This window comes from Lyngbya sp. CCY1209 (assembly GCF_035615495.1).
GTDB lineage: Bacteria > Cyanobacteriota > Cyanobacteriia > Cyanobacteriales > Microcoleaceae > Limnospira.
This window is the reverse complement of record NZ_JAJENU010000523.1, coordinates 16033-28033: the sequence shown is the minus strand read 5'-3', so window position 1 is coordinate 28033 and position 12001 is coordinate 16033. Positions and strand designations below refer to the sequence as shown.

Annotated in this window: 5 protein-coding genes; all 5 read right to left on the bottom strand. The window is 46.2% G+C overall.

All coding sequences use genetic code 11. From position 1 onward, the window contains the following. Nucleotides 1-228: 228 nt before the first annotated feature. Complete coding sequence (locus tag LKE08_RS17175) at nucleotides 229-3462, bottom strand: alpha-mannosidase (RefSeq protein ID WP_324705473.1); 3234 nt, start codon at nucleotides 3460-3462, stop codon at nucleotides 229-231. A gap of 68 nt (nucleotides 3463-3530) precedes the next feature. Next, complete coding sequence (locus tag LKE08_RS17170; protein ID WP_324705472.1) at nucleotides 3531-3761, bottom strand: hypothetical protein; 231 nt, start codon at nucleotides 3759-3761, stop codon at nucleotides 3531-3533. 192 nt (nucleotides 3762-3953) lie between these two features. Then, on the bottom strand, nucleotides 3954-5387 hold the full coding sequence (locus tag LKE08_RS17165) for a hypothetical protein (RefSeq protein WP_324705471.1): 1434 nt from the start codon (nucleotides 5385-5387) through the stop codon (nucleotides 3954-3956). Between the two features lie 3 nt (nucleotides 5388-5390). Continuing rightward, nucleotides 5391-5750, bottom strand: coding sequence for a hypothetical protein (locus tag LKE08_RS17160; protein WP_324705470.1), 360 nt, complete (start codon nucleotides 5748-5750; stop codon nucleotides 5391-5393). Between the two features lie 134 nt (nucleotides 5751-5884). Then, a complete protein-coding gene (locus LKE08_RS17155; RefSeq protein WP_324705469.1) occupies nucleotides 5885-11746 on the bottom strand; it encodes a tetratricopeptide repeat protein in 5862 nt (1953 codons plus the stop codon). Between the last annotated feature and the right edge of the window lie 255 nt (nucleotides 11747-12001).

Genomic DNA, 12001 nt, shown 5'->3' with positions numbered 1-12001 from the left:
TTCTCGACTTGAAGCGATCGCATCTCTAGCTATAAGTCCGCAGATTTCGCAGATTTTCGCAGATGGGGAGTTGGGGTTTAATCGCCAATTTTGCCCGCCCCGTCAAGCTCTCTCTTCTCTCTGTGTCCTCTGTGCCTCTGTGGTGAAATATTCCCGATGCCTTTCTATATAAGTCCGCAGATTTCGCAGATTTTCGCAGATGGGGAGTCGGGGTGTTGGCATAAGCATCTACGGATTTATGGCGATCGCAACACTGGCAACCTCCCAAGGATGAATTATGGCCTCCGAATCTTCTATTTCTTCTTCTAATAAGTTTACGGCTGATTTTACCTCGACTCCCAAACTATTCTGTATCTGCCAAACTGCCTCCCGGCCGTGGCACTCGTAGCTGCGTAAAATCCAGGTTTTGGGGTCGGTGTGCGATCGCTTCAGCGCCATCAAAATTACGTTCTCGGCATCCCACTTTAAAAAACTCGCGGACTGGTTTCCGCCGGTTGTCGAAAAATTCGATAGCGACAAAACCTGCACTTGCAAGGGTTGGTTGAATTCGTAACCTCGCCGCACGGTTTCCCCTTCCCGCCAGTTTCCCCGGTGGGGATAAATTCCGTAGGCGAATTCGTGGATGCCGATATCGGAATCGGGGTCTGGCCATGTTGAACCTCGCAGCAAGGTTAAGCCGATTTTGTCCGCTTGGAAATTGTAGCCGTATTTGCAGTTATTCAATACGCTGATGCCGTAATTTCTATCACTCAAATCGCCCCAATTTAGAACGGGAATTTCCCACTTTGCTTTGGCGCGATCGCATTTTTTCTCTGTCTCGCGTTCTATTGTACCTGCCGGTATTTCATGTGCTGATAATTCTGCCGTTATCGTCAACGGGAAATACGCCTTAACTAAAACGTGGCGTTCCCGCCAGTCTACCCGGTTCTCGATTCTCAAAATTGGCGAATCTGCCGACAGGACGTAATCCTGACAAAACTCGGAGTTATTGATTTTTTTGATAACCCGCAACCGCAGACGCAGCGAACCTTCCTCCACCAACGCGATGGATTCCAGCCGCGGCGGTTCTAGGGGATATTGCAAATAATTGGGGTCGATATTCCAGGCGTCCCAATACTGTCCCTCGTCCCGAAACACTCGCAACTGATGTCCGGGATTTTTCAGGATATCCCGGTAATTGATTTTGTCGAAAATGGCGATAACGTCTCCCGTCTTCCCTGAGACTTTTACCCGGATAAACTGGTTCTCGAATTCCCAATTTTGGCAATTTTTTTCAAGGGTATTGACAGAAAAATCCGGATCTGATAGAGTATGAGATAATGGGAAAAGGTGTGCACCTACAGGGGTGCTTTGGGGCTGAAACCCTTGCCGGCCGGGAGTTTCCGCCGTCGGCGGCAGCAACCAGAAGCAGCGAAATCCCACCGACGGCACACCAGTTGCCAAAAACAGCAATTCCGAACCTCCCGAAACCGCCACCCGTTGGGAGATTAAGGCATTTCCGTCGCTATCGAAAACCCGCCAACTTTCCCCGGAGGGTAGGGGGACGGATAGGAGTTGCGATCGCGTCCAGTTGAGGGGGTTGAAGACGATAATCGGTATCGCGTCTGGTTGGGGGGGGTGGGGTAGAGAGAGGGACTGTGCGATCGCCTGCAATGCCTCCTCCTCAACCCGCGCCGCCGTTTCCGCCACCATTTCCCAACCCCGGTTGGCATCGACATAGGCCTCGGGAATTGCCGAACCGGGGAGGATATCGTGAAATTGGTTGAATAGAACCGCCTTCCAAGCCGCCTCCAAATCGGCGGCATCCGGGGAACCTCCCATTATCTCGGCGATCGACGCCCACAATTCCGCCCGGTACAGCGACTGTTCGCACAAGCGATTCCAGCGTTTCTGGTCGGCGTGGTTGGTGTAACAGCCGCGATGAAACTCGAGATATAACTCATCTTCCCATATCGGCAGTTCGGTAGTATACGCCACCCGGTCGAGATAATCCGCCGCCTGTAGAAATCTCAATTCCGGGAATAGCGGCGAAGACCGCCACCGCCGCGCCGTTTCCAACATTTCCCGCGTCGGACCGCCGCCGTGGTCGCCGACTCCCGGCAGCCACAAACAGTCCCGCAATCCGGTTTGGCGTTGCCACTCGACGGCGTAGTTTGCCAACTTCAGCGGTTCGATATTCTGCCCGATGAGTGCCGACATCAAACTGACGATTTCCGAACCGTCCAAACCCCGCCACCGAAACAGGCCGAACGGGAAAACTGTCGTGTCGTTCCAGCGGAGTTTTTGGGTGACAAAATAATCGATGCCTCCCTGTCGCAGCAATTGCGGAAGTTGCCAACAAAATCCGAAGCTATCCGGCAGCCAAGCGACTCGGGAGATTTCGCCGAATTTCTCCAAAACGTATTTTTGGCCGTAGAGAATTTGGCGGACGATGGATTCTCCCGAAACCGTGTTCAATTCCGGTTCTACCCAGAGTCCCGCCGTTACTTCCCAGACTCCCGCCGCTATTTGTTTTCGGATTAACTCGAACAAATCGGGGCGGTTTTCCTCAATCCAGGAGTAGAGGGCGGGGGTGGAATGACAAAAAATCAGTTCGGGAAAATCTGCCTGCAACTGCAAGACGGACTCGAAGGTTCGGACGGCGGCTTCCCAGGTTTCTGATACCGGCCACAGCCAAGCCAAGTCCAGGTGGGCGTGTCCCAAAAGGGAAATTTTTGCTATCGCAAAATCCGATAACTGTTCCCAACACTGTCGCAGGGTGGATAACTGCCGCAGAAATAGGGAGCGATCGCCCACGATTCCCCAATTTATATTATCAACTGCGATCGCCAATTCTTGCAAGCGATCGCGGCGTTCGGGTGTCAAAGTTTTCCCGCCGGTTGCCGACGGGAAGTTATCGATATTTGCCCCTATTATATAAGTATAGAAAACTGCCAACTCGTCCCCGACGAACCCCGGGTCTATTTCCCCCTCGCCTCCCGCCTCGTAAATACACCGGGAAGTCACCAGGGCGCCCGCGTCGTGACCGGGACTGACCAGCCGCAAAAATACCGTAAATTTTTCCCCCGGTTCCGCCGCCTCCGATAGGATTAACTTGGTCGAACAGTCGAACAAATCCCCCGAGAGCACCCAATTTCTGTTAATATAAATTCGGGCATCTTCCGCCCACCAACTCAACTCCAATTTCAACCGCAACCCCGACAGGGGATATCCCGCCAATGTCGGAGGAATTTCGATGTCCTGTGCCAGCCACAAAATCTCCTTTCCGGCCGACCAGGGGATATGGCGGCGATCGTTGAGTTGGACGATTTGCCAGTGCCGCCAATTGTCTCTATCGGTTTCGGAAATATCCCCGAGGTGAAATCGCCACCCGGTCTGAATGTCGAGGCGGGTCATTTGGTGCAGGTGTGCGATCGCTTCTCGGATGCGCTGGGGGGGGGAATTCGACGAGGGTAAATTCATGTTCGGATTGAATGGCGACGTTTGGGATAGTTTTGGGGTTTGAAAAAATCGTCTTCAGAACTCAACGCTCAATCCTCATCCTCCGCCAAAAAATCAAGGGCGATATCGCGACTGAGAAGAGGAGTCGTTTTTGCTTCATCCATTGCTTTGTTCAGGCAATAGTCTTCAATCTGTTCGGTTATTGTTTCGATTGACTCATCATCTTGAGGTAGGATCTGTCTCCATATTTCAATCGGGATGACGACAGCAGTTTGATTTCCATTGCTATCGGTTAAGTATTGAAATTGAGCGGAATTCATGGTTAGATTTTCTCCTAAAAACGACTCAAATAAATCGATTATGGATTGTATTTATTCCGGTTTCAAGTATTTTCAAATTGCTAATTTTTTCAGGCATTTCGACGCTGTAATTTTTCTTTCTGAATGTTTGTCAGTGACCCGAGTTTGATTTTACCACGGCATCCCGGCTGAAGCTTCGACTCTAAAAATATATCACCCCTTGGGTTTCTGAAATTTATTTTTCAAATCACGATACAAATCAGCCAGTCCGCCATTGAAATAACCGACGATACCTCCCACCAGGATAAATGCGGATAGGCTCAAGAATATCGTACCATGAATGGCGGGATTTAGTACGTTTTGATTTTGCTCATTTTTGACAATCAACCCGTTTTCAAGATGCCCGGAAACAGCGGAAGCGACAATCCCCCCGGCACCCAGTCCAGCACCCCAGATTTGGATGGTGTGTTCGAGGGAGCGATCGCGCTCTGCCTGTTCAATTTCTACCAATCCGCGAATGGTATTAATCAGTTCCGAAAATAAAGCCTGTCCGGGAATTAAATACTCCAAATCAACCTCAATCTGTCCGATTATTTTTTTCTCTGTCCGTCGGATAAATTGATTGCAAAATTCCAGGCTATCTTCTTTTACCATAATTTCCCGCAAATTGTCAAGGCTATATTGATAATTTTTAAAATTAGTTTTAATCGTGTTTAAATGAATTTTAATTTGTTGAATTAAGTTGACATAACGAAAGGAAAAATTTGGCAGTTCCAGCAATTCCCGCTTCAAACTTTCCAGGTGAAGATCCAAGTTCTCAGCGGTTAATTCCTCAATGGTTTTCGCTTTTGGCGATAATGCCTGAAAGATAGTTTTCGCCTGATGATAACACCAACGGGACTGGCGATAAGCATAGAGAATTTTATGGCGATAACATAATAGATTGATCAAGGGTTGATAATATTTCCCTTTTTCTTCTAACTGCCGAGTTTCCTCGGATGTATTCAACCAAATCAATAGATGGGTTTGTCGTTCCGGGTGATAGTCTCCGGTGGAATATTCAAAAATCGGACTGCCGAGGAGTTGTCCTTGTGACGGATTTTTCGATAATTTATCCGCCTCCGCAGTCGGCAATAACCCCCGCACGCAATCATCGGCAAACTTTCTGTCATCCTCACACTTGACAGGTTCACCAAAAAAGATCAGCGTTTGTCCTAAATCCGATTGAATATTATTGGGTAACAAACAATAATCGGGGTTGACAAATTGATGGAGTTGTGAAATATAAACCTCTGTTTGGGGTTGATAAAGGGTGATGTCAACGGCGTAGGTATCATGAAGCTGAATTGGATAAAATGTCCCTTTTATCTGGGGTTTTAAGTTACCAACAAAAGGGACAAATCGTTCTGGAAGCAGTTCTTGATAATCATTGGAAACATCATCTGTCCACTCTTTATAGGTTGACAATCGTTCGATTAAAGATTCCAATTCAGATTCATAAGCATTTAAACTTTTACCAATTTCTCCGCATTTTGTCCAGAGATGACTGGCATTTTCTACGGGTTCGTCTCCGGACTCCAAACTATTTCTCAGTTGAAATGCAATCAACGTCAGTTTGGGATTTTTAACTTTCGGTTGAACAGCCATAAATTAGGGTTGCGTCTGATTCTTTTTGGCGGATGGCTGGCTTTGGAGGATGGCATTTTTTAGCAGTTCTTTATTTAATTGTTGATTGATGGGGGGAGGTGAAACCGAACCCGTGGGTCCGCCGGGGATGCGATCGCCTTCTGAACGACTAACTAAACGATTGAGGATTGCCAACTGAGCATCGACAATCTTATTATCTTTTTCATACCAAGTTGCGATCGCGTTTGACAATGTTTCGACATCATCTTCCAAGGGTTCAATTAATTCCAGCAACTCCTGACGTTGGGAGTCGGCAAATAACTGGGGTTGTTCCTGTAACAGTTGCAGAAAGGCTTCCAGGTTTTGGTGATAGTAGAAAGACATGGGACGGAATAACTCAATGCAAGTAGAATTATATCATATTTTTGATTTTTGTGGCTGTTTAGAAACCGGGTTTCTATGAAGATCTTCGCATCGCCACGAGGGTCGATCTCAGAAACCCGGTTTCTTGGACATCATTAAAACTTGCCCACCGCACAGAATGCAGCCCAGTAATAAGGAGACTCAAAAGGTTTTGCCTCATCTGGAATCCTTTGCAAGCCAAGACGCAACCTCATTTTATTCTTGGCATCAATCCAATCTAATAATTCCGATTTGGTGGCATTTCTCAACCAATTCTGGGCGTGATTTAAAGCGATCGCAACTTCCTCGCCCTCCCGCAACAGTTGATAAAACCGAATCATCAACAACGCCGTGGAAATATCACTAACCGCCCAAAGAGAACTGATCACATTAGTGGAACCCGCCACCAAAAAGCCGCTGGGTAAACCGATATATTCATCACTGTTGGAGAGAATATCAATCAACCCCGTCTCGCAGGCGGAAAGTGTCACCAACCGACAGGAACGCAAATCCAAAGTAAACACATCTCCCAAAGTCAAACATTGACTTAAATCGACGGTTTTGTTATTATTGAGAGGAAGGTGTTGGCTGCGATCGAGGGTTGTGGGCGGCGGTTCCAGGTAGCAGTCAGATAATAATAATGCCGACAGTAAGGGATTCTCAAAGTTGAAGTAACCGTGGCAGGCAAAGTGATTGCAGTGGGCGGTTTTTTGTTGGGAATCGAATGTTGATTTTTTTGCCTCTTTCTTGGCTAAAATATCACTGGAGTTGAAATAATTGCGGATGCTGTCAACTTCCAAGTCGGTATACTCTAAATCTTGAGTCGGGTTTTGGATGGCGAGGAGTTGGGAGAAGTCGGGACACTGGCGGTTGTTTGCGGTTTGCAACAGTTGACAACTGGGGGCGTAACTGACACCGCCGGAAAATCGATCCATTAAGTAGGTGATATCTTCCCCGGTTTGGGATAGCGGCAAGGCGTGAAGGGGGAATAAATGTAAGAAGCGGTTGGGAATGAGTACGAGACGATCGCACTTTTTAGCTGTCTTCTCAATCGTCGCAATCAGTTCGTTGATATGCAGGATTTCTCCCAACTGTTGCAGGCGGGAAGTGAGGCTATTTTTCCATTCGGCACTTTCGCGATTTCGATAAGAATTTAAGTAGTCATTCGCCCACTTGATTAATTGTTGATAATCTTCCGAGTTCGACTGCCAGAGTGTGACCGCTTCCCCGTCGGTTGCCGTGGGTTTTGTCGGGGGTGTGACGATAAACACCAAAAAGCGATCGCTTAAAATATACCATTCTAAAATCGCGGTATTTTCCCCCGTCAAAGCCTGAATCTCAGCAAACGGAATCGGTTCCACTTTTTGCGTGCGGCGGAAGTCGGGGTCGATGGGGGTAATCTCACCGTTAATTAAATCGTCAAGTTGTTGCTGAAGTTGGTTGAGGTGGCTGCGGTCTGGTGGCGTCGTTTTTATGTCGGTAATTTGCGGGCTCCGTTCTCCCATCATCCCTCCGCCGAAGCTGTCGCGGCTGCGTTCTTCGATTTCCAGGCGGCGTTGTTCCGTTTCAATTTCTTGTCGCAGGCGGGTGAGTTCATCGAGGACTTCTGGGGGAATATCGCCTTTGGGGTAAAGGTCGCGGGTTGCCAACAGTTCAACCAGGTTACGGGTTTTGCTGCGATCGGCATATTCAATGGCGGCAGTATAGTTTTTCAGTTCGATGCAAACTTCCACCATTGCTTGATAAAGTTTCTGCCATTCTTCGGCTAATTTCTGTTTGGCTGCATCTCCGCCTTTGACAATTCCTGCCCGGATGTCTTCGACGGTTTCAATGGCATTATAAAAAGTATCATAAGCGAGTTGCCATTGTTGTAATTGTTGATAAGCGAGTCCTAGATTAAATAATATTCCTACATAATTGTAAGGAAAAGCCTGATGGGTTCTTACTGTCAAAGCCAGTTTATAGCAAGCAATGGCAATTTCCAGGTTCTCGCCGCGTTTTCCCCGAATACGGTTTTTGCAGGCAACTCCCAAGTTATTTTGCGTCTCTGCCCATTGTTCGGGATAGGCAGTGCGGGTTCTCACTTCTAAAGCCGCTTGATAGTAAGCAATGGCGATTTCAATATTCTCGGCGCGCTCTCCCCGGATGCGGTTACTGTAGGCAACTCCCAAGTTATTTTGCGTCTTTGCCCATTGTTCGGGATAGGCGGTGCGGGTATATACTTCCAAAGCCAGGTCATAGAAACTAATCGCTTTTTCAATATTCTCGGCGCGCTCCCCCCGGATACGGTTTTTGTAGGCAACTGCCAAGTTACTTTGGGTGTCTGCCCAATATTGGGGATAGGCAGTGCGGGTTCTGACTTTTAAAGCCGCTTCATAGCAAGCAATAGCAATTTCAATATTCTCGGCGCGCTTTCCCCGAATGCGGTCAAAGTAGGCAGCCCCCAAGTTATTTTGTGTTTGCGCCCAATCTTCGCGAAATGCCGTGCGGGTTCTGACTTTTAAAGCCGCTTCATAGCAAGCAATAGCAATTTCAATATTCTCGGCGCGCTCTCCCCGGATGCGGGAATAGTAGGCAATTGCCAAGTTATTTTGCGTGACTGCCCAACCTTTGGGATAGGCGGTCTGGGTATATACTTCTAAAGCCAGTTTAGAGCAAGCAATAGCAATTTCAATATTCTCAGCCCGCTCCCCCCGAATGCGGTCAAAGTAGGCAACTGCCAAATTATTCTGCGTTTGTGCCCAATATTCAGGATAGGCAGTGTGGGTTCTGACTTTTAAAGCCGCTTCATAGTAAGCAATAGCAATTTCAATATTCTCGGCTCTCTTTCCCCAGATGCGATTATTGTAGGCAATTGCCAAGTTATTTTGCGTACCTGCCCATTGTTCGGGATAGGTAGTGCGGGTATATACTTCTAAAACTACTTCATAGCAAGCGATCGCAATTTCCAGGTTCTTGGCGGAATTACCCAATGGGAATTGTGCTATTAAATTGCCAAATGAAATAATATTTGAGGCGATAAATGCAGCCGTTTCTTTAGGAACTTTTTTAAATCTAGTAGTTGCCCAGTCCCTCAAAATATCAGCTAAATTTTCATCAAGTTTATCGAGATTTTTTTCAAGTAGGGGATAAACGATTTGCCGATCACCATTACTGTCTGCTGTGGCTTGCACAACATCCAATAAAAAATCAAGATGGCAGCCACTAAAAAAAATAAAATTCGATGAACGATAGCCCAAAAACTCCTCTAAATCCTGAACTTTTTCTCGACTACACTTAACCAATTTTTTATTCCCTAACTCAGTATACAGTCTCAAGGCTTCTCGATAATTTGATAACCCTTCCTCCCATCTTTTTAGAGAGTGACATATCAACCCCAACATATAATAAGCATTCGCTTTACTCAAGGGTTGCCTCAAATCCTGTGCCACTTCCAAAGCCGAGTGATAATAATCAAAAGCCCGATCGCAATCCTTGAGTTTATTATAATACAACCCCCCGATTTCATATAAAAGATCATACTCGCCTAACTGATCCTGACTATCTCGGAGTATCGGCAACTGCTTTTCTAAAATTGCGATCGCCTTTTCAGTATTCTCGGTCTGCTCTCCTCGGATACGATCAGAGTAAGCAGAAGCCAAGTTGTTTTGCGTGGCTGCCCATTGTTTGGGATAGGCGGTGTGGGTATAGACTTCTAAAGCCAATTCATAGCAAGCGATCGCCTTTTCAATATTTTCAGCCCGCTCTCCCCGAATGCGGTCATTGTAGGCAGCTCCCAAGTTCATTTGCGTCATTGCCCATTTTTCGGGATAGGCGGTGCGGGTTCTGACTTCTAAAGCCAGTTCATAACAAGCGATCGCCATTTCAATATTCTCGGCTTTCTCTCCCCGGATGCGGTTACGGTAGGCAGAAGCCAAGAGATTTTGCGTGCCTGCCCATTTTTCGGGATAGGCAGTGCGAGTATATACTTCTAAAGCCTGTTTAGAGCAAGCGATCGCCTTTTCAATATTTTCAGCGCGCTCTCCCCGGATACTGTCACAGTAGGCAATTGCCAAGAGATTTTGCGTAGCCGCCCAATATTGAGGAGAGGTGGTGCGGGTATATACTTCTAAAGTTGCCTCATAGCAAGCGATCAAAATTTCTAGATTATCGGCGGGCTGAACTAACGGGAATTGTTCTATTAAATCGCCAAATTTCGCAATAGATAGGGCAATAGATACAGCCGTTTCTGTAGAAACTTCTTTAAACTTAGCAGTTGCCCAGGTTCTTAAAATATCAGCTAAATTTTCATCGAATTTATCGAGATTTTGCTCAAGCAGGGGATAAACAACTTTCGCATCGCCCTTACTATCGGCTGTAGCTTGCAAAACATTTAATAAAAAATCAAGCTGAGGGTCACTTTCAGGTAGAGATGCCGATAAACGACGGGCTAAAAATTTTTCTAACTTCTGAATTTCTTTTCGACTATGCTCAACCCATTCTTGATTCCCCAATTCAGTATAAATTTTTGATGCTTCTCGATAATTTGACAACCCTTCCTCCCATTTTTTTAAAGAGTGGCACATCAACCCCAACATATAATAAGCATTCGCTTTACTCAAGGGTTGCCTTTCCGTCAAATCCTGTGCCACTTCTAAAGCTGAGTGATAATAATCAAAAGCTCGATCGTAATCGTTGAGTTTGCGATAATATAACCCCGCAATTTTATATAAAACTTCATACTCTCCCGATTTATCCTCCCCTTCTCGCAGTCGGATTAACCGTTTTTCTGCCACCTCTATTAACTTCTGATAATCCCCAATTTTTTCATATAACTTTTCCAGATGATCTAGAGATTTAACGAACCACTGTTGCTGGGAGTCATCTTGTTCATAATAGCCGATCGCTTCCTCAAAATAGGAAATGGCATCCTCTGATTGATTCAGAGTATCGGAAATCAACCCCAACATATAATAAGCATTGGCTTCCTTCTCCGGTTGTTTTTCCGTCAAACCCTGTGCCACTTCCAAAGCCGATTGATAATAATCAAAAGCCCGATCGCAATCCTTGAGTTTATTATAATATATCCCCCCAATTTGATATAAAAGCCCATACTCACCAGACTTGTCCTGACTTTCTCGGAGTATGGCTAACCGCTTTTCTAAAACTGCGATCGCCTTTTCAAACTCTCCTATTTTTTGATATAAATCAACTAAATAGTTTAAAATAACGCCAACCCACCCTTTACCCTCCTCCTGTTTCTCATAAACCCCGATCGCACCTTCATAATAAGCGATCGTATCTGCCAATTGCCCCAGTTTCCCGCTTTCCCATGCCAACCAATACAAAGCCGTCCCTTCCATTTGCCCATCCGACAAATCTCGGGAAATCTCCAACATTTTCCGATGACATTCCACCGCCAACTCATCCAAACCGTCCCCAGAAAACCCCCGCCCCAAACCATGCCAAACCCAACCCAACTTGGGGCGATCTTGCGTCGGCTTGACGATTTTCAGCAACTTTTGATAAAATAAAGCTGCCTCCTGAAACTGTTTGTTATTCAGGAAACTATTCCCCACCCCATTCAGATAATCCCACGCCTGCTGAGTATGGGGATTATTGCCAATTTGGTTAAATAACTGATACGCTAAAGAATAGGCAGAAACTGCATTATCCTGTTGCTGCCAGTTGGCATAACACTGCCCCGAACATAATTGGGATGCTGCCTGCAACCATAGATTATTTTGAGTTTGGGAGCGTTGATAACAGGCATTATAGGAGGCGATCGCATCTCCAAAATACCCCAAATTCTGCCAACACACCCCGACTTTATACCAAATATCAATCCGATTCGGACTTAATTCCAAAACCCGAACAAAGCAGGATAAAGCGTGGTGGAATTTACCATTATTCTGGAACTCAACACCCCGTTTAATCCAGTGTTGAATAATGAAGCGATTGGGTGGTTGATTCCCCGAACCCTGAGAATTATCAGTCATAACCCCAAACCCTGATGCAAGTCCGATTATAGCAACCGCCAAGGGGGTTCGGACATAATTACTCCAACCGAGTCCACTTGAGTGGACTTTTGCTATGAGCCTTGAAATTCATTTCAAGGCGGGTCTAAAATTAGCCGATCTGTCCCAACCGTTTTAGCAGTTGCTATAATTCTAGCCTGACGAATAAGAATAACTGATTTTTTAATTGTTTCTTAAGGAAACCTTCTATACTCAACGATCAATCCTCATCCTCCG

Excerpts from the sequence above, each read along its gene's own strand:
- LKE08_RS17175 (WP_324705473.1), bottom strand. The coding sequence starts at position 3,462 with ATGAATTTACCCTCGTCGAATTCCCCCCCCCAGCGCATCCGAGAAGCG.
- LKE08_RS17170 (WP_324705472.1), bottom strand. The coding sequence starts at position 3,761 with ATGAATTCCGCTCAATTTCAATACTTAACCGATAGCAATGGAAATCAA.
- LKE08_RS17165 (WP_324705471.1), bottom strand. The coding sequence starts at position 5,387 with ATGGCTGTTCAACCGAAAGTTAAAAATCCCAAACTGACGTTGATTGCA.
- LKE08_RS17160 (WP_324705470.1), bottom strand. The coding sequence starts at position 5,750 with ATGTCTTTCTACTATCACCAAAACCTGGAAGCCTTTCTGCAACTGTTA.
- LKE08_RS17155 (WP_324705469.1), bottom strand. The coding sequence starts at position 11,746 with ATGACTGATAATTCTCAGGGTTCGGGGAATCAACCACCCAATCGCTTC.